The following is a 24860-nucleotide window of genomic DNA, read 5'->3' on the forward strand; positions in this document are numbered from 1 at the left end:
GATGTAGAGAATAGCATATTATGCTGCTTTTTACCAGATATTTCGTGAACTATAGTTGTGTTTCAGAACTACATAAATCTTCTTTTGGTGCCCGTGTTTGCTCGCAAGCTCGCCTTAGTGTAAGGTGTGTGGTGGCGGGCAGGCAGAGCCTGCCCGCCACCACACACCTTACACTCTGAGCGCCGCAGGCGCGATGACCCTTCAGAAGAGTAGGAAGAGTGGATATCTCAAGGCGCGATGATATCCAGCTTTTGACAATAAAATGAGAATAGAGTAATGTACGGATGTTCAAGATAAACATTCAGGGATTGATGGAGTAGAGGGAAAATCGCTGATGACGACGCCCGCACGCAAGCAATATTTACGCATTAAGAGCCAATACCCTGACACCCTTCTCATGTACCAGGTGGGGGACTTTTTTGAAACCTTCGATGAGGACGCACGGATCGCCGCGCGCGAGCTACAGATCGTGCTCACCAGTCGCATGTATGGTAATGAAGCGATACCCCTGGCCGGTATCCCTCTACATGCCTTAAATAACTATATTGGCAAGCTGATTACCGCGGGCTATAAAGTCGCTGTCTGCGAGCAGGTGGGAGAGGTGGGTAGGGGTGTGGTAGACCGGGCCGTGACACGAATTTTAACGGCGGGTACGCTCTCAGAGCCAAATCTCCTACCAGCACGCCAGAATAACTACCTGGTGGCTATCGCTATGGGGCGTGTACAGACCGCACTGGCGGCTGTGGATGTCAGTACCGGCGAGTTTCTCGTGACCTGGTTTCGCTCCGAGGAGCTACCAGTCGCGCTGGACGCCGAACTCCAGCGTCTCAATCCGGTTGAATGTCTGCTTGCTGAAGGGAGTAACCGTGAGGCGTATCACTTTCCTACGCAGACGGTGACGGTAACCTCCTGCCCTGGACACTTCTTCAATTCCGAGATGGCGCAGGAGCGACTCTGTAAGCTGTTTGGCGTGCAATCACTCGAAGCATATGGATGCGCGCATATTCCCCAGGCCATCGCCGCCGCGGGCGCGATAGTCGCCTACCTGGAAAAGATGAATAATGGCCTGCTCGCCCTCCTGACGAGCCTAAAATCCTATCGCACCAGCAGCTATATGGTGCTGGATGCCCATACCCAGCGCAATCTAGAACTTCTTCAGGGCACGCGCAGCGGCAGTGTGCAGGGGAGCCTGCTGGGCGTGCTCGACCGTACCATTACCCCGATGGGTGCGCGTGAGATGCGCAAGACCATTACGCAGCCCCTGCTCGACCTCAATGAACTGGATGCGCGGCTGGGAAGTGTCGAGGAACTCTTTGAGAGTCCAGCATTGCGTAGCCGCTTTACCATGAGCTTGCAGGTCTTTAGCGATATGGAGCGTATCGCCGGGCGCATTCGCCAGGGGACCGCTGTGCGCAACGAGGTTCTGGGCTTACGCGACAATCTTGAGCATGTCCCTGAGCTGCGTGAACTCTTGCGTGGTTGCGAGGCGTTGCTCCTGCGCGAACTGGCCGAGGATATGCAGGACTGTCAGGAGGTCATCGACCTGGTAGATCGGGCCTTGATGCGCTCGGGCGAGGAGGATGAGCATGGCGATGATGGGCGCTTGATTCGCCAGGGCTATGATCTAGAGCTGGATGAACTCTTTGCCTCCATTCGCGACTCGCGCCGCTGGATGGTCTCTCTGGAGGGGCGTGAGCGCGAACGAACAGGCATAAAATCTCTAAAAGTTGGCTTTAACAAGGTCTTTGGCTACTATATCGAAGTGAGCAATGCCAACTTGAAACTGGTGCCCGGCGACTACATGCGCAAGCAAACGCTAGTCAACGCCGAGCGCTTTATCACACCTGAGCTGAAAGAGCATGAGGCGCGTATCCTGAGCGCCGTCGAGCGCATCGAAGAGATGGAAAAGGGGCTCTACGGGGAGGTCCTGCGGCAGATTAGCGTCTACTATGCACAGCTAGCGCACACAGCTAGGCTCGTGGCCCAGGTTGATGTCCTGTTGAGCTTCGCCGTGGTCGCGGTTCACCAGGGCTATACGCGTCCCCAGTTGGAGCAGGGACATGGCATTGATATTCGCGATGGACGGCATCCGGTCGTTGAATATGCCCTGGATGGCGACGTCTTCATTCCCAATGATACACAGATGGAGGCCGACGAGGGGAGGCGTATTATGTTGCTGACCGGCCCCAACATGGCAGGCAAGTCGACCTACTTGCGCCAAGTAGCACTGATTACGCTCATGGCGCAAATTGGTAGTTTTGTGCCAGCCAGGCAGGCGCGGATAGGGGTTGTCGACCGGATCTTTACGCGTGTTGGGGCCGAGGATGATATCGCGGCTGGCAAGAGCACATTTATGGTTGAGATGGAGGAGACGGGAACCATCCTGCATCATGCCACGCCCCATAGTCTGCTCATCCTCGACGAGATCGGACGTGGGACTAGTACCTATGATGGGCTGGCCATCGCCCGCGCCGTGGTGGAGCACCTGCATAGCCGCTTAAAAGCGCGTACGCTGTTCGCGACTCATTATCATGAATTGGCGGCTCTCGCGGAAGAGCTGCCCCATCTCTGTGTCCATGCTATGGCGATCAGTGATGAGGATGAGCATGCTAGCATTGTGTTTCTGCACAAAGTCGTCGAGGGGAGCGCGGGCAAGAGCTACGGCGTACATGTCGCGCGCCTGGCGGGGATGCCCATGAGTATTGTGGAGCGCGCCGAAGAGATTTTATACCAGCTAGAGGAGGGGCAGCAGGCCAGCGATAGCCGTTTAATCCTTCTCCCGGAGCGCGAGGAGCATATGGGTGCAGAGAGCAATGGGCGAGTCGCGGAGTCGCAGGCGAGCTATCATTGGCAGAGTGAGGAAGCTCGGCAGATCGCGCAGCGCCTGGGGGCTGGCGAGGGGAGCGCGGATGATCTAGAACTCATCAATCTGTATGCCATTACGCCCCTGGATGCCCTGAACTTATTGTCGTTGCTACAGAGCTGTCAGAAGAAACGTACTGGAAGGCGAGCATGAGTCAGTTGTACGAGCGACCCGAAAACAAGCTGGAGCAGCGCCCGGCACGCAGACCAATCGTGGTCTTACCCGACGAGGTCGCCGAGCGCATCGCGGCGGGCGAGGTCATTGAGCGCCCAGTATCCGTTATTAAAGAACTGGTTGAGAATGCTTTAGATGCCCAGGCCCGTGCGATACGGATCGAGGTACGTGGTGGTGGTTTGCGCCTTATGCGTGTCAGCGACGATGGTATTGGCATTCCTGAGGATGAGTTAGAGCGGGCCTGTTTGCGGCATAGTACCAGCAAGCTCTCGACCATTGAGGATCTGGAACGTTTGGGAACGCTTGGCTTTCGTGGTGAGGCTCTGGCGAGCATCGTCACCATTGCCGAGATGACCCTTGAGAGCAGGGCCAGCGAGACCGGAGATACAAGTGAAGAACGTCCTGCCCAGTTCGTGACCCTGCGTGGAGGCGAGGTGGTTGAGCGTGGGCGCAAGGCCAGGGTCCCTGGAACCACGGTGACGGTGCGTGATCTCTTCTTTAACGTGCCCGCGCGCCTGAAATTTATCCGGGGTGCGCGTACCGAGAATGGGCATATCCTCCACTATATACGGCGCTACGCCCTGGGCTATCCAGGGGTGCGCTTTACATTGGTGCTCGATGAGCATATCGCCTTACAGACAAGCGGCTCGGGTGAGCTAAAAACCGCGCTGACTGAAATCTATTCCCTGCCGCTCAATGAGATGCTCTACGAGGTGGGGCGAGGTGCTGGTGAGCAGTATCGCATCCATGGCTACATCGGAAATCGGGTGCTGGCGCAGAACAATCGCCAGTACGTGACGCTCTTTGTGAATGGGCGCTGGGTCCAATCGCGGGCGCTCTATGATGCTGTGGAGAAGGGCTATCGTGGTCTGTTAGCCAAGGGAAAGCATCCCCTGCTTGTACTCTTTATCGAGGTCGCCCCCAACGAGGTCGATGTGAATGTACATCCGGCCAAGACCGAGGTGCGCCTGCTCCGTGAGCGGGAGGTGCTTGATCTCCTGACGGAGTCGGTCCAGGCTGTGCTGGAGCGTAGCCCTGTCCTGCCGGAGGAGGTCAAATTCCCCGGGCCGGTCCTGGCGACCCAACACAGGCTGCCTGGTGCACGTCGCAGAGGGTTGCATATGAGCGAGACTACCGAGGAGTACCTGGCGGAGGCCGCATCCCCCACCTCGGCGGAGGCGATTGCTCAGTTGCGCCCCTTGGCCCAACTGCAGCGTGCGGTGATCCTGGCCGAGGCTCCCGATGGCAGCCTCTACCTCGTCGATCAGCACCGGGCGCATGAGCGTGTAATCTATGAGCACCTGCGCCAGCGTTACGCTCATGGCATCGATTCGGTAGAGGATGAGGAGGGCGAGGCCGTTAATGGGCATCTCCTGTTGGAGCCAGTGATTGTTGAGCTGAAGCGCCACGAGGCGGAACTATTGGAAGAGCGTCTCCCCATGTTGCGTGGGCTGGGTTTGGAGTGTGAGCGCTTCGGCGGGCGCAGTTTCCTTGTGCGCTCGATTCCAGGCGGAGAAGGGTATGAGCAGCTCGCGGGCCAGGTCGAGGACCTGGTGCAGATCGCCGCCGAAGATAATGAGGATTGGGAGCACAGCCTTTTGATTGGCCTGTCCTGTCGCTCGGCTCTGCGGCGGGGCCGCGAGCTTAGCCAGGGTGAGCAACAGTCGCTTCTGACCTCCCTGGCACGCGCCTCCGTACCAGCAGTTTGTCCACATGGCAGCCCGATCCTGCTCCATTACAGCCGTAGCTTTCTCATCGAAAAGTTCGACTGGTAGCTTTTGTCAGGATATGACCAGGAAGTCGCGTATCGTGTTTAAGATGTGCTTGTAGTCTATGGCGGCGAAGTCGCTTGTATCAAGCTCGTAGAGTGTGCCGTCGAGTTGCAGCGGTTCCAGGCGACCATTGCTAAGCCGGGTGCGCCACTCGTCATAGGCCAGGTGATCCTGATGCCCTGGATGTCGCTCTCCAGATTCAGATCGCAGTTGGAAGCGCTCAAAGAGTATCTGTCCATCAGCGTAGCAGAGGAGTTGGAAGATGCGTAGAGGAAAGTTGTGTTGGCGTGTGTGAAATTCCTCTGTGGCAAAGGCCGGGTCAAAGTTGGCTTCGATAATACAGGGCTGTCCCGCGCGTAATTGGGCTGTGAGGAAGTAGTAGAGCAAGGCGAAGGTGGTTGGTGCCAGGCGACGACTGGCCTCGCGATCCGACCAGCCAAGAGACTCAAAAAGCTGCTCTTTGATACCATCTTTATTGATAAAGGGAAGCCTCAGATCAGCGGCCAGGCGCAGACCAAGCGTTGTCTTGCCTGTACAAGGATGGCCGGTAATAAGAATAAGCGGCGTGGTTTTGTCCGTGGACATCAGTGGCGTACCCCTCTCGCGGTCAGTTCGGCGATGATCAGAAAGAGCAGGTCGAGCACGACCAGGACAACCAGGGCGAAATCGATGCGCGAGGCCATAAATGTGCTCAGAGAGAGCACGCGCGCCAGATGATTGGTGTACCAGAGCAGGCCGAGAGCCAGCAAGAGACAGGTACAGAGGCCGACCATAAACCAGCGCGCTCCCGTCCAGTCCTGGCGGCTGGGCCAGAGCTCGGAGGTGACTGTCAGGATCAGGTAGGGCGCGAAGATGAGCGTCCACCAGGGCCAGTCGGGGCGGAGCAACTGCCAGTTCTGGTGCGCGTCGAGGGGAATGTCCCAGAGATTATAGCCGGTCGCGATCCAATAGAGGAAAGCGAACATGGCGGTGCCCCCAAAGAGCGGCGCAATGCCGCTGAGTCCATCCCCCACGTAGCTGATAAGCTTTCCCTGGGACGAACGTATTGTACCTCGCCCAGTTGCAGCGATTGGCGTCCCCCGCTCCGCACGACGCGTCCATATCGGTCGCGTGCCGTAGTCGGTTGTACACGGAAGAGCGTGATACTGGTGATGCGAAAGCCGAAGGGTGTGAAGAGCAGGACGACTGCCGCGTGACTGAGTTCATGCAGCATTACACCAGGGGCATTGATCCAGAACCAGATGAGCCGGCCACGCTCGCCTAGCAGCCAGTATCCGATCTCGTCTACCCGCCGGCGCAAGGCCTTGCGCGTGGCACGTAGAAGTAGGAAAAGCACCAGGACACCGCACAGGGTGAGCCAGGGCTGATAGGGTGCGATTTGTTCTATAATTTGCGTCTGGGTATCCATGCGCTCTCCTGGTTGCTATGCTAAACAACGACCTCATCGATGCGGCTGTGGTTTAGACTGGATCAGTCTGCTATGTATTGTAGATGCTGAACCTGTATAGCGTCAACAAATATGTTCGACTACACCCTCTCTTCCTGTTCCTGGGGTATGACCACGTGTTCCAGTGGTGTGACCACGGGTACTGCCTGTTGGCGATCCGTGAGCTTATATTTGCGCTCAAAGTAGATACACCAGAGGCCAAAGGCCAGGTGAAAGCCGGCCAGCAGGTAGAGGACCCGGTCAATGCCAAACAGGTCGGAGGCGGCCCCTAGGAAGAGTAGGACCGGGATAGAGCAGGCGCTATAGAGCACGATTTGCAGCGAGAGCACACGTCCCTTGAGCTTATCAGGTGTCAGTTCCTGAATGGCGGTCTGCGAGGGAATATTGATAAAGTCCAGCGCGATGCCAGCCGCGAACATCAAGACGGCGACCATGAGCATCAACCAGGGATTGCCACGCCAGCTTTGCGGCGCAAGCAGGCGCACAACCAGGGTGAGCAGGGGAATGATCGCTGTGGCAAGTGTCAGGCCCAGGGCGCCGAAGTGGATGGTGCGATATTGTCCCAGGCGTTTGACCAGTTGCGGCATCAGCAGCGAACCGGCGATCAGGCCGATACCGGCAGGCGCAAAGACAATCGGCATCGTATTGGCTGGAAGGCTCAGCAGATCTTTCACCATTGGGGTCGCGATTTCACTGATGACAAAGATAATCACACCCGCAAAGGAGAGCTGTACGACCGCCAGGAAGAGTGGCTTATTGGTGCGCACAAAGTTCCATCCCTGAGCCATTTCTTGCCAGATATGCCCCATCGCCCCAATGGTTTGCGCGGTCAGGTCGTCATCCTTGGGTGCTTGTATATGAGGGGCAAAGCTCTTGTTTGGAATGAGGAGAATAAGTCCGGAGCAGACGAGATAGAGCAGCGCCGTCGCCGCGTAGATCTGCACAAAAGGGTCGAGCGTCAGGCCAAAGAGATGAAAGGTTGGCAGGAATAGCAATGCGAGCGGTGTGAGGACCACAAAGCCCAGGGCCTGCGAAATCATGATCGTAATATTGAAGAGGGAGAGCGCGGGCATCAGCTCCTCGTTATTGACGAGCATCGGAATGGTGGCAGATTCAGCGGGCGCGAAGAACTGGCAAATAGTAGAAACAATAAATGAGAGCGCGTAAACGGGTAGCAGGGCATTGTGATTAAAGAGTAGCGAGAGCACGAAAATAAGACTGACGATGCCGCGTAAACAGTTGCTGCTCCAGAGCACCTTGCGCTTCGACATCCGATCAACAAGAACCCCGGCGGGCGCGCCAAAGAGCACCGCAGGCAGGCTGAAGCTGATAATGGCCAGCCCCAACTGTGTCGTCGATTGGGTGATTGCTTCAATGAGGAGCATGATGGCACAGTTGGAGGCATTAAAAATTGTTTGTGAGATGAGTTGGGCCAGCCAGAGGCGCAAAAAATCTGGCTTGCGGAGAAGGGTGAGAAAGCCTCCTCCAGGTTTGGCTACTGCCATTCAGATGTTCTCCTTTATGAGCATATGCTCGTGGGCGTCGAGGGAAAACTCACCCGGATCTGTGAAGAGGTGCGGGTGAGGATGTTAGAGGGCGATCGCAGATTTAGAGCTCATATGGATCAAAGTCGTCTTCTGGCTTGGGAAGGCGGGGTAAACGTTGTTTCATGCGACGCTCAACCTCGGAGCGTGGAAGGAGAATGTGGCGACCGCAGGTCTCGCAGCGCAAGCCGATGTCCGCCCCCAAGCGATAGACCTCCCAGTCAAAACCACCGCAGGGATGCTTCTTACGCAGGCGCAGGCGATCGCCGATCTCAAACTGTACTGGCTCCATAATATGTATGTCCTCTACTCTCTATTACTGGTAGAGATGATGTTCGTGAATATATTCTGTCACAGCATCAGGCATTTGATAACGTATGGGACGTCCCTGGGCGACACGCTGGCGTAGATCAGTTGAAGAGATCTCCAGCATGGGAGCCTGCACAAGACGCAGACGTTGTGTGATACCAGGCAAACGCTCCTCTAGCTTTGTATTATACTCTGTGTTGTCCAGGTTATCCTGATCGAAGGGGTTCCCAAGCGCCCCAGACGCTGAATAGCCGGGGCGGCCCACCGCCACGAGTGCGGTCAGTTGTGCAAGGATGCCCTCGGGATCATGCCATTTGTGTAGATCAAGCAGGCTATCCCAGCCAATAATAAAATAGAGGCAGGCCCGGGAACCGAGCTCCTCGCGCAGTCGTTTCAGGGTATCAGTGGTGTAAGATGGGCCAGACCAATCCACCTCGATGCGCGAGCAGGCAAAAAAAGGATTCGAGGCAATGGCGCGCTCGACCATGGCGAGGCGATGTTGGGATGGAGTGAGGTGATGCGTACGTTTATGTGGGGGCTGCCCGGTCGGAATAAAAAGAATATATGAGAGATTCAGCGCGACGCGAACCTCCTCTGCAACCGCCAGGTGGGCATTATGAATAGGATCAAAGGTGCCTCCCATAATGCCAATATGCTCAACCAACTGCGCTTGCTGTGATCTCTGCTGCTCTTCCAACGGTATCTCTTCCTCCTCGGGGGTGTACGTAATTGCTCGCGCCTGCGGCGCTCGCGGGATAGGTGATGTGATTGTATGCTGGCAGCCTCTGGCTGCCAGCATACAATCACATCACCTATCCCAAAAAGCTTTATGTTTGCTTGCTATATATTGCCAGCTAGTTCGGTTACCGTCAACTCAGCATCCGGCAGTGCGTGATAGAGCGCAAACATCACATCGGTAATCGTATCTGTCTGCTCAACGCTGATCCAGAAACGTAGGGTCAGCGTGACTTTTTGCGCGGCAAAGCTCGTAAAGTGCACGCCTGGTTCGGGCTTGGGAATCACAGCCGGAATTTCTTTAAGCTCACGGAGAATGATGGCGGCAGTCTCTTCCTTCACAAACTTGTCTTGCGGCAAGGCAATCGTGATGGCGGCGCGACGCTCACCATAGTATGAGCTATTGACGACCACGTTATTGAAGAGATAGGCATTGGGGATCATGATCTCCTCACCGGAGAGCTGGCGAACCTTCGTCGCGCGCAACTGGATATCCTCGACTCGCCCAGTGTAGTTGACGCCAACGCTATTGGTCGTGATGATATTGCCAATGTAGAAGGGGCGCTCAACCAGGAGGTAGAAGCCGGAGAAGAGGTTTTTGACGATGTCCTGAATTGAGACCGTGATCGCAACCGTCAGGGCACCCAGAATCGTCAAGGGAGCCGTGATGGGGATATTCCAGATTGAGAGCAGGACAAAGAGCACGATAATTAGCGTGACAAGGTAGAAGATACGCCCGATAAGCGTGCGAATGTTGATATCGATGCGGTTCTCGCCCAGCGAGCGAACAATTAGGTCACGAACGGTACGCGCCGCGCCCAGGCCCAGGGCAATGACCAGGATTGTCCAGAAGAAGGTCCAGAAGAGATGCCAGAGTGTGTTAGGGAGATTGCCTGAGTCAATTTTGAGGGTGGTACCAATGCCATCTATCCAATCCTTAAAGTGATTGAATCCCCAATCGTAGATAATAGGCGCAATCAGCAGAACAATAATCACGGGTGGAAGAATGATGAGTATCCCAAGCGTCTCGATAATCCAGGTGTCGAGCACCGTTTTCTTCAAGCGCGCCCTGAGCCTACGGCGGAACTGCAAGCCTAGAAAGATCGCTATCAATGTAGCGGCAACGAGGATAATGATGCGAAATACCGGCTGTATCATGCTCTTTAACCAGATATAATTAATAAGCTCCTGTGCCAAAATCATCCGAACTACGAGAACCCTTCTAGTGCGCTAACCAGATGGAGACGCCAGATAACACACATCCTGTATTTTGCCTTGATTGGTAGGCGCAAGTTTATATTTACGCGCCTCGCATGGCAAAATCTCAGGATGATGAAATGTCTGTGATTTTTGTGTGACTTGTTTATTCTGTGCGCATTATACCATATCGATGCTGAGAGAAGACCGCGAGGAGCTGGTGAGGGGTGAGAAGAGTACCATTCGGCTGAAGGCTACAACTTGTTGCAAGCTGCCCGATGATGTGTTGTGGTGTCTGTCCCGCTGCGCGCAGGGGAGCCAGGCCCGTGCTGCCATCGCGCTTGGAGAGGCGTTTGCCTGTGGCATCTAGAATCAAGGGAACATGGGCAAAGGTGGGAATGGGGAAGCCAAGGAGCTGAAAGAGTAGAATCTGACGCGCAGTCGAGGAGAGCAGGTCAGCGCCACGCACGACCTGGTTGATCTGCATCAGGGCGTCATCGACAACTACGGCGAACTGGTAGGCGAAGATACTATCCGAGCGGCGGATAATAAAGTCGCCAACTGCCTGCTGGACATGTTGCGTCATTGGCCCCATCACAAGATCGGTGAAGGCGACCTCGCTCTCATCCGGCACGCGCAGACGAAGCGAGGGGCGGCGCATTCGCTCACGCTGGCTACGTTCGCGTGTCGTCAGATAGCGACAGGTGCCGGGATAGCGTGGTCCATCCTCGGCTCCCTGCTGAGGCGCGCTCGCCGCGTGCACGATCTCGGCCCGGCTACAATAGCAGGGATAGACCAGGTCTGCATTCTGGAGGCGTTTCAGATAGATCTCGTAGATCTCCAGGCGCTCGCTCTGCGTGTATGGTGCATAGGGGCCGCCCACGCCAGGACCCTCATCCCAATCCAGCCCGAGCCAGCGGAGATCGTTCAGCATACTTTGTGTGGCGCTCGCGCGCACACGGGGCTGATCGAGATCCTCGACGCGTAGCACAAATTGTCCCTGTTCGCGGCGAGCGAAGAGCCAGGCTAGCAGGGCGGTGCGCAGATTGCCCAGGTGCAGGTCCCCCGTTGGGCTGGGGGCGTATCGCCCCCGTACCACAATTTCTTCTGTCTGCCTTGCCGTTGCTGCTGAAGATGACTTAAGCATGTAATTAGACGTGGGTGGCCTCGTTCTTAAGCAAGCGCGTGGACCAGGGGCAGCAGGGGCAGGCTGGATCTGCGACATGTGGTGCCAGCGGCTGAACATCAAAGCGCGCAAGTAGCTCAGTTAGCGTGCCGAGTGGCAGGCCAACGACGTTCAAATAGCAGCCATCAATACGCTCGGTCGGTTGAAAATCGGGATTCTGGATACCGTAGGCGCCGGCTTTATCCATAGGATCACCGCTGGCAATATAGGCGTCGATCTCGGCATCGCTATAGGGACGCATGAGCACGGGTGTAGCCTGGCTAGCGCCAAACATCGTGATTTGACCATCCTTGAGCGCGCACACGATAACGCCTGTGACCACGCGGTGCCAGCGTCCACGCAGGGAGCGCAGGAGTTGGCGCGCGTGCTCTGCATCGCGTGGCTTGCCCAGGATCTGATCATCCAGGAGGACGGTAGTATCCGCCGCCACCACGAGCGCGCCTTGAGACTCGGGCATAGTAAGGGCGCCCAGGGTTTTATGCGCGGCGGTCCACTGCGCCAGGCCGTCCGCAGGCCCGCGATAGAGTGCCTGGACTGCCTCTTCATCGGTTGGTGACACGCCAATGGTGTAGGGCAGGCCAAGGGAGGTAATAATCTGCCTGCGCCTGGGAGAGGCGGAGGCGAGCAGCAAATGCGTATGATGATTTAGCATAGAGTCAATTACCTGGTGAGAAGCTTTGTACGTAACTATATATTTTCATGCTTATTGCGTTCCAGGACGGCTACACATTCAATATGCGCGGTCTGTGGAAACATATCGAGCGGCTGCACGGAGACCAGTTGGTAGGTCTCGTCACCATGACAGAGGACATCCAGATCGCGTGCCAGGGTCGATGGTTCGCAGGAGACATACACCACGCGTTCAACGGGATAGCGCAGCAGCGTCTCCAGAACGACGGGCTGGCAGCCTGCGCGTGGCGGATCGATGACAAAGCCATCTACCTGGGCGCTTAGCCCGGGTAGCACGTCCTCAACCTTCCCTTTGAGAATCTCAATGTTATTGATATCGCGTGCGTTCCAATGGGCATCGCGGATGGCACTGGGCGACTCCTCAATGGCAATAATGCGACCAAAGTGGTGTGCCATCAGCAGGGCAAAGGTGCCAACGCCGCAGTATGCGTCGACGATGGTCAACTGTGCAGGATCCTTCTCGGCGGGTCGATGCGCGAGGAGTCCATCAAGCACCATGCGAACCATCTTTTCAGCTTGTGGCGTGTTGGTCTGGAAGAACGAGCTAGGGCGGATACGGAAGGTCTTGCCACCCAGCTTCTCCTCCATGGTCTCGTCACAAATGGTCAGTCCGGCTTCTTGCAGTTGTTGCTGCACCTCTTCGGGTTGTTGAGGCTGTAGGAGCATCTGTCCCGTGCCGACACCATAGCGCACAATGACCTGTGGACGCGGATTCTCAAACTGGCTCAGCACAGTAAGCGCGCGGTTGATGCGTTCATGCGCGATGGGGCAGGAGACAAGCGGCAGAACCCGGCGCGTATCGCGTGCGGTCAGCCCTGGTTGCCCCTCACGATTGATGGAGAAGCGCATTTGATTGCGATAGTTCCAGGGGATTTCGCAAGCCACGGCCTCCAGCAGTGGAGGCTGTTCAAAGTGGCCAATCTCACGTAGCAGTTCTTCCACCATTTCACGTTTCCAGGTGAGCTGGCGTTCATATTGCAAATGCTGCAACTGGCAGCCTCCACAAGTGCCAAAGACAGGGCAGGGAGCAACCACGCGCTCTGGCGAAGATTCATGAATCTCGGTGATCCAGACGCGAGGTGGGCGCGGCTTCCAGCGGCGGCTCCGACGCCCGGGGCGTGGTTTGGGAGGATCCTCGACCGCGATAGTGACGCGTTCGCCTGGCAATCCCGCGGGTACGAGGAGGTGGAGGAGCTTTGGCTCCTCCGCCTCCTTCTCGATCGTCACTTCAGCCGTGGCGTGTCCCTGGCGTGTCAGGGGTCCAAGCGTTACTGTATGATAATGAATCATACGTTCTTGCAACTGTTCGTTGAAATCTGTCATCATTTCTTGTGCTTTTTCGCTTTGTTCTGAGATTGGTTCGCTTTGCGCTGTTCGCCACGAGATTTCATGGCACGTCGTTTCTCTGCGCGTGCCTGATCTAAGTTGGCACGTAGTTCCTGGACGAAAGCCGAATCAGGCGAGATTTCCTCCGCAGCCTCAAGGTACTGCTCGGCCTCTTTCAGCTCGCCTTTCTGAATGTAGACCTCAGTCAGCTTGCCCAGAATGCCGATATCGTCCTCGTTGATTTCTAGCCCTTGCTGCAGTACATCTTCGGCGCCATCAATATCCTCGCGTACCTGGACATAGAGATCCGCCAGGTGTACGTAGGCTTCTGTGTTGGTGGGATCATGGTCAACGCTCTGCAAGAAACTCTTTTCGGCCTCGTCGTACTGCTCCATGTTTAACTGGAGATAGCCAATATTGTTCCAGAGATTGGGGAAGTCTGGAGCGATGGTCGTGGCGCGCTGATAATGCTCGATAGCCTGCGGAATATGATTACGGTATTCCTCAATCATGCCCTGGTTGACAGCGATCATCAATGCCTCGTTAGCATTGGGCGAGAGCTGTTCAGCCTCGTGAAGTAGTTTCTCGGCTTCATCAAATTTGGCGTATTCATGCGAGAGCTGTTGGGCCAGTAAGATCAGGCCCAGGGCGGATCGCTCCTTCTCCAGGCTGGTGTGGAGGTTCTGTTCGGCGAGCTTGAAGAAACGCGTGGAGCGCTCCTCATCCTGCTCCGCCGCCTGAGCCAGGCGCTGTTGAGCATTTGCCAGGCTGATTAAGGCCTTTGACGCAAGTTCAGGGAAGCGATCCGCGATGGCTTGCAGGTAATACGCAGCACGTTCCAGGTCCTGAGATGCCTCCGCCTGGCTAGCTGCTTGCTGATACTGCTCGGACTGCTCGTCTGGGTGATGCGCGATCAAGGCATCGAGATGGTGCAGGTACTTGCTGGTGATAGTGATGCCTTTTTGAAGACCAGCTAGCGTCTGGGTGAAGACCAGCTCTTCATTCTCCTCGTCCTCGCTCTCCTCTCGGACGATGCGATTGCCCTCTTCATCGATGCCCAGTTTCTCCATTAGTTGTTCGTAACGCTGGATAAGCTCATCGGAGCGGGTCTCAAGCTCCTCGTCGGAGAGGCTCTGGAGCTGTGTCCCCTCATCGACATGAGAGACCAGGCGTGGCTCGCCACCTTCATCGATGACGGTAAAACTGGACCAGAACCAGTGGCGCCCAGTCACATCATAGACAGCGGTTGCCCTGGGCAGTTCGGGAAGGCGCTCAGAGAGTGGCGTCTGCCGCATCTCCAGTGACCAGCACACATCGACGATCCCCTCTTCGGCTTCGATATCTAGCTCCTCTTCGTCCTCATCCTCCTCATCCTCTAGCTCGTCTTCCTCCTCTTCATCCTCTAGCTGGTCGTCTTCCTCTTCCTCGTCAAGGAAATCCTCATCCTCCAGTCGCTCTTCCAGGCCTAGGATGCGGAAGTTCGCTGGCTGGGCCTCGGCGCGCCATTGCTCACGCAACTGGACCCAGGCTTCACGCTCGAGTCCCTGGCGTAGCGGGCTATCGTGCGCGAGCAGGTCGTAGGCTTCTCCATAGTTGCCCTCACTCCAGGCATCGAAAAACTCTTCAACCGTCTGGTCGAAAAGGTCGCCTGCGGCAAAGAAGTTTTCGAAAAAGTTTTGCATCTCCTGAGCCATATCAAAGGGACCGAGCTCGTTCTCTTTCGGCATTATCTCTTCATCCTCATTTTCTATCTCTGCGTCTGGTGAGCTCAGGATAAGCTCATCGACAATATGTTGGTAGCGAACGAAATCTATTGGGGCGCGCGCTCCATGTTCTTCCAGAACGTCCAGGGCGTCTTCCATCAGGTGACGAGCCTCTGGCAGCGTGCACGGAAGGAAGCGGGCTCCTGAAAACTGCTGTGTACGTATATACTCCAGGCGTTTCTCGGCCAGGCGTTTGCTCAAATGTGCTTCATAGAAGAAGTCTTCAATACCGTGGAGGCGATAGTCCAGTGTCATACCCATGATGCGCGCCTCTTTATAGCCATCACCCTCTTCCCAGAGGAGGATGACCTCTGCCGCCTCTTCTTCGGCGAGCGTATCTGTATAAAAGCCTTTCCAGAAGCGAGGTGGAGTGCTGGCCTGGGGTGTGATGGGTTGCGCAGGTACCTGCTCCTCGGCTGGCAATTGCCAGTGTGGCGTAATTTTAGCATTCTCCAGGCGTAGGAGGGAGCGGCGCGCCTCTTTGCGTAACTCTTTGGTTGATGCCAGTTCGTGTAGCGCTTGCAAGAGGTCGGCGGCCTCCTGAGTAATCTGTTTACCCAGGCCCTGTATCAGGGCTTGTTGCACAGGTTCGGATTGAGCCAGCAGAGGTGAGAGTGCCTCCTGGACCTGGCGCGCATGTGTCGTGGCCTGGAGCGCTTGCGTATAGCCCGGATAGTCGGTAAGCTGTTGTTGTACCCAGGCCTGCTCTTCAGGGCTCAGTCCTGGGGAGGTATGCGCCCTTTTTGAGTTAGCGTTTGAGCTTGCTCCTGCCTTCTGTTTTTGTGACACAATCCATCTTTCCCTTCCATATATTATTCACTACGAACAGTGAGCATGGGGCGCGTAAAGCCCGCTATTTTCTCTTCTTCTCCAATTCGAGTTGCTGGCGAGTGGCCTGGACGATCTCCAGGGTTGGATCGAGTCGTTCCGCCTGCTCAAGTTGGCGCTGCGCGGCCCGCTCTTCGCCTAGTACATGTAAGACCGAGGCATGCAGCGCAAGCAGATGAGCCGAGTCAGGATTGGCGGCAAGTCCAGCTTCAACGACCCGGCGCGCCTCCTGCTGGTCCTGCTGATTCATATTAATGGCTGTAAGCTCAGAGTAGGGGCGGATATCCTGTGGCTCCAGTTCAATGGCGTGTTTATAGTGTGACGCCGCTGTCTCCATATGTCCCAGCAGGCGATGGACGAAGCCTAGATTGAACCATATGCCTGGATGGTTGGGCACCAGCTTTGAGGCCCGCTCAAAATGGGCTAACGCTGTGGCCATCTGTTCGCGGCGCATGGCTAGTGCGCCCAGGTTGGCCTCGATACTGCCTTGCTCGTCAGTGGTAGGATTGAGCGCTTCTGCCTGGTGTAGCTCTTCTTCGGCCTCTTCGTTGCGTTCCTGGCTACTGTAAAGCTCAGCCAGGAGAAGATGATTCAGCGCATCATTATGTAGTTCTAGCAAGTCACGAAGCGTTGCTTCAGCAAGCTCCAGGAAATGCTCACGTCGTCCGGGTATATTGGCCGCAGCCTCGTTAAAGGCATAGGTAGCGTATGTCCCTGCGAGACTACGCATATTTAACTCGAGTCGCTCAGGGAAGCGCTCGACCAGCCGCTGAAGATAAACCATAGCTCGCTCGGGACTGCCCAGGGCCATAGCACGGCCAGTAGCCGCTTCGCATGGCTGTCTATCAAGAGGAACCAGGGCAATCAGAGCATCATAGTAGTGTAAGATCTGGTAGAAGCCGCGTGTCAGCTCATCAAGCAGGCTTTGCATATCCTCTGCTGGCTGCTTGGCTTTGGCCTCGACCTCCTCTTCCCGACGCGTAATCTGCTGCTGAATCTCCGTAATGGGAAGTCCTTGCAGGCGTGCCCCCTCATCATGGAAGCGCTGAACGCGCCATTCATTATTTTCGCGCGCCATGGTGTATTTGCTCCAGAACCAGTGCCGGCCCGTTTCCTTATTGATCGCCGTTCCTAGCGGCATTTCAGCCAATGCACCACTGAGCATGGTTTCGCTGAGTTCAAGCGACCAGCCAATTTCGACCTCTACACGCTTCGCCTGGCTACTGGTCGCACTGGAGGGAAGCCAGAGTGTGCTTTGCGGTGCCTCGTGCTCCTGTACAAACGTCAGCATAAGGCGGGCGGGGTGGGCTTCATCGGACCAGCGGCGATGTTGTTCAATCCACTCAGCGCGTGTTATATCTTTTAATAGCGTGCTATCCCGGCTGAGGAGATCATAGGTCAGGCCATAATCGCCTATTGACCAGGCACCCACGAAGTTAATAGCCGTCTCCTGGGCATCCATCTCAGGATACATGAAGGTCAGGCCCCGGTCGCGTCCAACATCCTGAGCCTGGAAGATCAGAGTATTGAGGGTGTTGTTATGATGGCGGTATTCGGCTGCAGGCTGGTTCCCACGCCAGGTATTGGTCGCGAGAGCCTCTTCGATCAAGCGTCTGCCCTCTGCCAGGGCACACTCAACAAAGGCTTGACCAGTGGTAACCTGGCGCTCCTCTATGCTCTCAAGCACGCGACGTTTGCTGAGCGTTTCCAGGATGAATTCACGGACGCCATCGCGCCAGAAATCAAGAACGAAGGTAAGGCTTCGCACCTCGGTATAGTCATAGCCCTGTTCCCAGTAGAGCGAGAGGAGCACTTCTCCCTGTTCGCGTGTCTGTGAGACCTGTCCTCGCCAGAAGCGCGGTGGGTTTGCCGTCTTGATCTCCACAACTGAGGTGCGTGCCTGAGGAGCCTGCCACTGTGGTTTGATTGAGGCATTCTCTAAGCGCAGGAGCGCACGTCTCGCCTCCTTGCGTACCTCTTTGTTGGGGCTGACGCTATGGAGCGCGAGCAGGATATCGGCAGCATCACTGTGCTGTTCCTTGCTGAGCTCTTTGGCAATTGTTTGCTGAAGCTCTGGTGTGTACTGCAAAAGCTCTTGCAACACGTGCTCGATTGAGGAGGCATCCGTGCTTTCTCGCAGGTTTTCTGCCAGGGTATGATAGTGTGTAAGCAGGTGTTGTTGTTGCTGTTGTTCTTCGTCAGTCAAGCTAAATGCTGTCTCTTTTTTCCGTACCATAAATCGCGCTCACCTCACAACTTATTATCGTGTGGATTGTACCACGAAGTAGGGGAAGAGTCGAGCGGAACAACAAAAAGAAGAGTGCTTTTGCCAGGAGCACTCTTCTTGTCTCTGATGGAAAACCTGTACGTTTGTCTTCTCTTTTACATAGAAAGGGGCGCGTTCAATGACGAGGCTATGCCGACCTTGCTGCGCTGAACCATCGTAGAGAAGGCCGATGCCAGGGCTTGACCAGATAGCGGCGTCAACCGCGAGCTGATCAAGACGAACATGGGCAGGGCTGCACAATAGAAGTAGGACGGCAGGCTGCGCCAGGCGAAGAACAGCGGGATAATCGCTAGCAGGAATGCGGCCTCGGGGCGCTTGCGGCAGATACGCCAGTAGACGTAGAGCATGGCGAGCATAGTCACGCCCTCAAGCAGGGTATACATGCTGGTTGGCAAGAACGGTAGCAGGTGCGTCACACTTAAGCCAACGAGGCCAACCCCCATAGGGAACATAGGATCTGCCATGGGTGCGAGGACACCCGCGAGCCAAGCATGAGGGTTCCAGAGAATAAATGGCATATTGATGAGAAGCATGAACATACTCGCCAGCATACAGCGATAGATGGCCTCTTTAAAGCCATAGAGACGCCAGAGCATGACAAAGTAGAAGGGCGCGATAAACCAGGCAGTTTGCTTGCTTGCCAGGGCCAGGCCAAAGAAGAGCGCTGTGCTCCAGCGCCGCTCGCGTAGCAGCCAGGCAATCACGACGAAGAGCGTACAAAGGACATCAAGATTGCCTCCGACCGTGGAACTCCACATGGGTACATTGGCAATGCCCAGCAGGAGGACCCATGGGCGAATCTCTGGACGTGATGCCTTCCAGGCGATGGCGACCAGGAAAAGATAGCTTGCCAGGTAGAGTGGCAGGACATTATAGTTTTTAAACAGGGCGAAGGGCAGCAGGGTCAGGAAGGAGAGGGCGGGATAGCTGACCTTAGATTCGAACTCGGGAGCCTCGCCAGCCTTGAGCGCAGTATCGAGGGCGCTACGAAATTCGGCGATAGAGGGATAGTCATAGCGGTTGGCGAACTGTCCCTGGCGCAAGGGCGTGGTCCAGTTGGGTTCAAGCGTAAAGTTCTGGTTGCGATAGATATCCAACATATTGGAGTCGGTATAGGGATTGCGCCCCTCCAGCAGCAGCATCGCGGCATTGGTATCAAGTGAAGTGCCATCATTGGAGAATTGAGGTGGGAGGACGCACATGATCAGGCCCCGCCCAAGTTCAACCGCACCTATCACCGAGAGGATGAGCAGGGCGAGAAGCATAAACTTTTGCCAGCGCGTTGGAGGTCGCTTGATAGCGGACTTTGGGCGTGGCTGTGAAGCGGGCCGAAGCGCCATCCACATCGCGACAAAGCTCCCAAGGATAAGCACGAAGGGAATAAGTGAACCCACTGGCATCAGATAGGGGATATACCAGTCGTGGTCGATTTCATTGAGTGTTTGTAAGAAAATGGCGACCCCAATCCAGAGGGCGCGTCGTTGCAGATCGAAAAGGTGATAATTCTCCGGCGTGATCTCCGCCACAAAGAAGGTTTGCAGCAGTTGCCCGACCTTATCGTGGAGTAATTTTTTGGATGTCTTCTCGACCGGTTGAGTAGTCTGTGCAAAAACAGCTCGTTGTGACATATATGGGGCTTTATCCGTTGGCTGAGGGGGAGACAGGACCTCCTTTGGCAAAGGAGAAAAACGATAACATCGTTGTCATCCCAAAAGGATAAAGCGTCTAGCACCTCCATCAGAGTAACCGAGGCTCAACACAGGATATGTGCCGGTTAGGAGGAATGCTGGTCTGTGGTGAGACAGCTTTGCATGGTTCCTTTCTCGGTCCATGTCTTACAACGAAGCGAAATGCGAATATGTCACAACTGGTCAGGCAAACGAACAAAAAAGTACGCTGACATAGGTCGACCGGGGTTCTCTACAGGTGTAACCGATAGTAGAGTTCGCGATGTTGCAGGCTAAAGCCAAGCTCCTCATAGAGCTGAATGGCGGGAACGTTATTCTCCCACACCAGCAGATCAATGGCGGTGAGGTGACGTTCTTCGTGTGCATAGCCAATCAGGTAGCGCATGAGCGATTTGGAGATGCCGCGACCGCGATAGTCGGGATGGACAATGACGCGCTTGACATAGCCAATCTGCTGAGGTGCTTCAGTGGGAGGAAGCATCAGTTCTGCCTTCCCGCAGACATTACCAGCGATTTCGGCCAGGAAGATCAGAGTGTATTCATGCGTTGAGGGGTCAACAGAACCAAAGTACTTCTCGACCTCGCGATGAATCGAGCGCGTGGGCGAGGCGCTAAAACTGTCGAGGTGATCAATCTGTTCAATATCCGTGGGCGTCGCGAGGCGAATAGCGATGGGCGTAGTACTAATCCGTTCATCGATCATCGGCAGATCCTACATTCTTTTCTAATCTGGATTGGGCGAGAGGTAAGCGAAGTGCCAGAAGGGCCACTATCCCTAAAAAAGGAGACCCCCTGCCAGAAGGATGCCCTGAGGCATCCTGGCATGCTGGTTCGTATTTCACTATCGACAGAAAACCGCGCGGAGTCAGTAGCTATGTAAGGTTAGCGCATTTTCTTCCGTGGAAGTAAGAGCAGGGAGATCAAGGCGTACCCGGCACAGACAAGCAGAAGGATAGAATACACGATATATTCGCCATCCATCTTCGGTGAGTTAATGGTTGAGACCAGCAGCGATATGCCCCAGTACATGAAGCCAATAAATACGGCGAAGAGCAACAGAGTGCTCATGAATTTCTTACTCATCAGACAGGTCCTTAGTGTGGTAGGGGTGGATAGATGAATGTAGCTGTGTATCTACACGCGCCCAGGGTATATTATTGCTACCCCGTTTATTTGTCAGTGCCTATTATAGCATAGCCTGTCGAGATTGTCCCTGCTCCAGGAGTACTATGTGGCTTGTGCTCACTTGCTAGCTCTGGTGTTACTCTGGCTTTGTAGCTTGTCCCACACGACGCGATGGATGACGGCGCGAAAGCGTCCCCACTCGCCCCAGTCGCCCAGGTTCTGATGGGGGCGTTGCTCGGTATGGGTCAGGTGCTCCAGGTGCTCAGCCAGTTGAGGAAGCTCTGCGGGTTGAATCTCGCGGAAGAACTCAACTGCCTCGTCTTCATCGATGGCGCCTAGGGTCCCGTTAATCTCATCCAGAAGGAAGGCGAAGGTATAGAATGAGGGAGTCTTTCTGGCGTTCTCCGTCTGGTAGGCAACAATGGCCAGGAACTGTGTAATAGTCACTTCGAGACCCGTTTCCTCATGGGTCTCGCGTACTAGTGCATCGTAGATCGACTCGCCATGATGAATGCCACCAGTGAGCAGACGGAAGGTTGCAGGTGGATAGAAGGCTTTCTTCATCGTCAACAGGCGACCGCTTTGTTTTCGGCGAACTACCATACAGACCTCGCCATAGCGATCTGGCTTATTGAGTGGTTCATAATCGTCGCCAGTATAGAGGGCCGCATTATGTAGTGCTGGTGTGCCGTAACGCTCAGCCAGGCGTGCGATTTCATCCTGTTGCTCGCGGGGAAGAGAAGAAAGCATGTCAAGACTCCTAGATCCTAGACGATGGGTTGATTATAGTGATTAGCTGGATTATGATTATGGCGGCTCTGACGTAGGTTGCGCTTCCAGTTCTCTTTCCAGAGATCGGAGCGTGCCAGCATCTCCTCCGCGCTTTTTAGCGAGAACTCTGTCACATTGCCGCCCATAATATGCGAAATCTCGCGCATACGTTGTTCTGGGCGTAGCTCATTCACGATGGTCATGGTTCGATTGTCGATAATCTGTTTATTGACGTTATAATGGGTATCGGCGAAGGCCGCGATCTGGGGCAGGTGCGTGATGCAGATAACCTGGTGATTGAGGGTCAATTGCCAGAGTTTCTCGCCCACGACCTGGCCGCTACGTCCACTGATACCAGAGTCGATCTCGTCGAAAATAAGCGTAGGAGTTGCATCGGCGCCTGCAAGAATGGTTTTGAGCGCGAGCATCAAGCGCGAAGTTTCACCGCCCGAGGCAATTTTGGTGAGGGGTTTGAATGGTTCACCAGGGTTGGGAGCGATCAAGAACTGCACGTGGTCAATGCCAGTGTTATCGCAGGCGTAGTGTTGAAGTGGTTCCCCATTGACTGTTGAGGGAATGCCATTTTCATCGGGCACCTGGAGAATCTCGACCTGGAAGCGCGCGCGACGCATGTTCAGGTCGTTTAATTGCTCTTCCATAGCGGTTGCCAGGTGAGTCGCGGCCTCTCGTCTGCGACGCGAGAGGGTATCGGCAATTTCGCCAATCGCCTTGCGAAAGACGCTATCTTGCTGCTGGAGTTTCTGAATCATCTCGTCGCGATTGACGATGGTATCCAGCTCCGCCCGGTCGTCGGAGGCGCGCTGTAGAATCTCTTCAATACTGGCGCCATATTTGCGCTTTAGTTTGGCGATCAGATCGAGCCGCTCCTCAATCTCGATCAGGCGTGAGGGGTTATCCTCGATATCTGACTGGTAGCTGCTGACCGAAGTTGCGACATCTTCGAGCTGATAAATGGCCTCGGCCAGGGACTCATTCAGCTCATCCATGCTTGAATCCAGGCGGCTTAACTCGCTCAGGTCGCGTTGCGCGCCACGCAGGAGGTCGAGGGCGGGGCTATAACCACTGTCTCCCAGATCCGAACCCTGCAATGCTTCGTAGATGAGCGAGCACAGTTCGCGCAGGCGCTCGGCATTGCTCAAGACTTTACGTTCTTCTTCGAGTTCCTCAATTTCGCCGACGCGTAGCTCTGCCTTGTCGATCTCCTCGATCTCAAAACGCAGGAACTCGGCCCGGCGCTCCTGGTCGCGCTCATTCTGCTGTAGGGATTGCAGCGTTTTGCGCGCGTTGCGCCATTCCGCGACCTTACTGCTGAGTTGATCACGGAGGGGAAGCAATTCGGCATAGCGATCCAGGAAGTTGATGTGTTGCTCTGGGCGCAGCAGCGTCATATGCTCGCTCTGCCCATGGATATCGACCAGCCAGCTAGCAACCTGTTGCAGGACATGCTGTGAGAGCGCGCGGCCATTAATACGGGCCACGGTGCGCCCTGAGCGGAAAATATCGCGTGAGAGGATCAGTTGCCCATCTTCAGGATCGATATCAAACTCGTGTAAGAGAGAGGCCAGGGCGACCTGGGCATCAGCGCTTTCGGTATCGGCGGTGCGCTGTTTACGGCGACTCTCGGCTTCCTCGATAGCCTCCAACAAGTTGGCGGGTGTATCTGCTCCCACGGGAGCAAGGACCTCGATGCCCTCAATCACGACAGGAGGAAGCGCATCGATAGAGAAGATGCCCTCAACCGTCGCTCGGTCGCAACCCGCGCGCACAAACTCGGCACCGATTTTTCCGCCCAGCAGGGCGTTTACGGCGTCGATAATGATAGATTTACCCGCGCCTGTTTCGCCAGTAAAAACGTTAAATTGGCGGTTGAGGCGTAAGTGTAAGCTGTCGATAATCGCGAAATCTTTAATGTTTAGCTCAAGTAGCATGATGATGTTCTACAGCTTCTTCCTTGCCAGAATGCTCAATTTCTTGCGTACTATCATTTTTCAGCTTATCGTTGATGATCTGATAGAAAGAGGTCGGTGGCCGCCGACGCAGGAACCTGGTTATGCGTGGACTCTTCTTGACGGTAACAATCGCACCATCCTTCACCTCCCGGTTGCGTTGACCATCAGCCGAGAAGACACCATCCTGAGTCCCGGTAGAGATGCGTAGTTTAACGTGGGCCTCCGGTTGTAAGATGAGCGAGCGATTCGAGTTCAGGTGTGGTGCGATTGGCGAGAGCACCGTACTCTGTACCTGTGGATGCAAGAGCGGACCTCCAACAGCCATATTATAGGCGGTTGAGCCAGTGGCTGTGCAGAGAATCATCCCATCAGCGGTTGTGGTGTTATAGTAGTTATCGTCGACCCAGACCTGGACGCGAACGACGCGCGGCCAGGTCCCACGAGCGATAACGATATCGTTTAGCGCGAGAAATTCCTCGCTTTGTCCATCTTGCGTGAGAACTGCCTGGAGCATTGTACGTTCATCTACCCAGACTGATGAGTCGCGCTCAAGATAATAGTGTAAATGTGTGGGAAGCTCGTCGGGTTCAAGTTCACTCAAAAAGCCAACGCGTCCGAAATTGATGCCAACAATGGGTAAGTCGGCAAATGAGCAAATACGGGCAGCATGGACAAGCGTGCCATCGCCACCTAAAACGAGCGCGAGATCACACCCTTCCAGTTTTGAGTCGGGCTGCTCATCCCCCTCCGTGCGAATATCGATGGAGCGGACTTCATAACCTTGCTGGCGTAAGTTTGGTACAAGTTGGGAAGCAAAGCTTCTGGTATCCTGCTTGCGTCCCTGGTATAAAATCGCAATAGTCTTCAAAACCATCTCCAAGCGGCAAGAGAGGGCGAACACAAGGTGCCGCCCTGACTATGAAAAGCCACTGTAGTGCTACCTAATGGTACGCCATGAAGGGCGTTTTGTCAATGCGAGAAGGGGGGGAAAAGCACATGGATAGTAAAAATGTTCTATCTCCCTTTCCAAAAGAAAGCTTCTCCAATGAGCGATTGAACGGGTGGGTTTTACCAAAAGCATAAACGCTGAGATACACACATGACCAAATGGATGTGGTCTGTTACAATGCCTTCTCGCCGGGCGTTTTACCATTGAAAAAAACAAGCAAACTTGAATGCTTCGAT

20 protein-coding genes are annotated in these 24860 nt (G+C 55.2%); 2 read left to right on the forward strand and 18 right to left on the reverse strand.

Annotated elements, in window-relative coordinates; all coding sequences use genetic code 11:
* The first annotated feature begins 334 nt into the window (after nt 1-334).
* Both mutS and mutL read left to right on the forward strand, forming a co-directional pair.
* The gene (mutS, locus tag JMJ04_RS15605; RefSeq protein ID WP_201371382.1) at nt 335-3016 is read left to right on the forward strand and encodes a DNA mismatch repair protein MutS; all 2682 of its coding nucleotides are present in this window, start codon (nt 335-337) and stop codon (nt 3014-3016) included.
* The gene (mutL, locus tag JMJ04_RS15610; protein ID WP_201371383.1) at nt 3013-4812 is read left to right on the forward strand and encodes a DNA mismatch repair endonuclease MutL; all 1800 of its coding nucleotides are present in this window, start codon (nt 3013-3015) and stop codon (nt 4810-4812) included. The genes mutS and mutL overlap by 4 nt, the downstream gene beginning before the upstream one ends.
* Nucleotides 4813-4818: 6 nt before the next feature.
* Here the strand turns inward: mutL and JMJ04_RS15615 are convergent, their stop codons facing one another.
* From JMJ04_RS15615 to JMJ04_RS15700, 18 genes are all read right to left on the reverse strand, one after another.
* Nucleotides 4819-5394, reverse strand: a complete 576-nt coding sequence (locus JMJ04_RS15615) for a P-loop nucleotide/nucleoside kinase family protein (protein WP_201371384.1) — start codon at nt 5392-5394, stop codon at nt 4819-4821.
* A complete protein-coding gene (locus JMJ04_RS15620; RefSeq protein WP_201371385.1) occupies nt 5394-5696 on the reverse strand; it encodes a hypothetical protein in 303 nt (100 codons plus the stop codon). Before JMJ04_RS15620 ends, JMJ04_RS15615 begins: the two co-directional genes overlap by 1 nt.
* Entirely contained in the window at nt 5645-6217 is a 573-nt protein-coding gene (locus JMJ04_RS15625) for a hypothetical protein (RefSeq protein WP_201371386.1), read from the reverse strand. Before JMJ04_RS15625 ends, JMJ04_RS15620 begins: the two co-directional genes overlap by 52 nt.
* 119 nt (nt 6218-6336) lie before the next feature.
* On the reverse strand, nt 6337-7761 hold the full coding sequence (locus JMJ04_RS15630) for an MFS transporter (protein WP_201371387.1): 1425 nt from the start codon (nt 7759-7761) through the stop codon (nt 6337-6339).
* Between the two features lie 103 nt (nt 7762-7864).
* Nucleotides 7865-8092: a DUF951 domain-containing protein gene (locus JMJ04_RS15635; RefSeq protein ID WP_007906355.1), complete on the reverse strand. Its 228-nt coding sequence runs from the start codon at nt 8090-8092 to the stop codon at nt 7865-7867.
* A 24-nt stretch (nt 8093-8116) separates the two neighbouring features.
* Nucleotides 8117-8908: a nicotinate-nucleotide adenylyltransferase gene (gene nadD, locus JMJ04_RS15640; protein WP_201371388.1), complete on the reverse strand. Its 792-nt coding sequence runs from the start codon at nt 8906-8908 to the stop codon at nt 8117-8119.
* 41 nt (nt 8909-8949) lie between these two features.
* A complete protein-coding gene (locus JMJ04_RS15645; RefSeq protein WP_201371389.1) occupies nt 8950-10002 on the reverse strand; it encodes a mechanosensitive ion channel family protein in 1053 nt (350 codons plus the stop codon).
* Between the two features lie 205 nt (nt 10003-10207).
* Entirely contained in the window at nt 10208-11140 is a 933-nt protein-coding gene (gene gluQRS, locus JMJ04_RS15650) for a tRNA glutamyl-Q(34) synthetase GluQRS (protein ID WP_201371390.1), read from the reverse strand.
* A gap of 52 nt (nt 11141-11192) precedes the next feature.
* The gene (locus JMJ04_RS15655; protein ID WP_201371391.1) at nt 11193-11879 is read right to left on the reverse strand and encodes a Maf family protein; all 687 of its coding nucleotides are present in this window, start codon (nt 11877-11879) and stop codon (nt 11193-11195) included.
* 35 nt (nt 11880-11914) lie between these two features.
* Nucleotides 11915-13243: a class I SAM-dependent RNA methyltransferase gene (locus JMJ04_RS15660; RefSeq protein ID WP_201371392.1), complete on the reverse strand. Its 1329-nt coding sequence runs from the start codon at nt 13241-13243 to the stop codon at nt 11915-11917.
* Nucleotides 13240-15795: a tetratricopeptide repeat protein gene (locus tag JMJ04_RS15665; RefSeq protein WP_201371393.1), complete on the reverse strand. Its 2556-nt coding sequence runs from the start codon at nt 15793-15795 to the stop codon at nt 13240-13242. Before JMJ04_RS15665 ends, JMJ04_RS15660 begins: the two co-directional genes overlap by 4 nt.
* A 64-nt stretch (nt 15796-15859) precedes the next feature.
* Nucleotides 15860-18070, reverse strand: a complete 2211-nt coding sequence (locus JMJ04_RS15670; protein WP_201371394.1) for a tetratricopeptide repeat protein — start codon at nt 18068-18070, stop codon at nt 15860-15862.
* Nucleotides 18071-18216: 146 nt separating this feature from the next.
* The gene (locus JMJ04_RS15675; protein ID WP_201371395.1) at nt 18217-19749 is read right to left on the reverse strand and encodes a hypothetical protein; all 1533 of its coding nucleotides are present in this window, start codon (nt 19747-19749) and stop codon (nt 18217-18219) included.
* Nucleotides 19750-20041: 292 nt separating this feature from the next.
* Nucleotides 20042-20512, reverse strand: coding sequence for a GNAT family N-acetyltransferase (locus JMJ04_RS15680; RefSeq protein WP_201371396.1), 471 nt, complete (start codon nt 20510-20512; stop codon nt 20042-20044).
* Nucleotides 20513-20691: 179 nt separating this feature from the next.
* Nucleotides 20692-20892 carry a hypothetical protein gene (locus JMJ04_RS15685; RefSeq protein ID WP_007906339.1) on the reverse strand — a complete coding sequence of 67 codons (201 nt, stop codon included), beginning with the start codon at nt 20890-20892 and terminating at the stop codon, nt 20692-20694.
* Nucleotides 20893-21051: 159 nt separating this feature from the next.
* Complete coding sequence (locus tag JMJ04_RS15690; protein WP_201371397.1) at nt 21052-21684, reverse strand: NUDIX hydrolase; 633 nt, start codon at nt 21682-21684, stop codon at nt 21052-21054.
* Between the two features lie 17 nt (nt 21685-21701).
* Complete coding sequence (gene recN / locus JMJ04_RS15695) at nt 21702-23654, reverse strand: DNA repair protein RecN (protein WP_201371398.1); 1953 nt, start codon at nt 23652-23654, stop codon at nt 21702-21704.
* Complete coding sequence (locus JMJ04_RS15700) at nt 23644-24543, reverse strand: NAD(+)/NADH kinase (protein ID WP_201371399.1); 900 nt, start codon at nt 24541-24543, stop codon at nt 23644-23646. Before JMJ04_RS15700 ends, recN begins: the two co-directional genes overlap by 11 nt.
* Nucleotides 24544-24860 lie beyond the last annotated feature (317 nt).

It is taken from the genome of Ktedonobacter robiniae (genome assembly GCF_016587375.1).
Lineage (GTDB): Bacteria > Chloroflexota > Ktedonobacteria > Ktedonobacterales > Ktedonobacteraceae > Ktedonobacter > Ktedonobacter robiniae.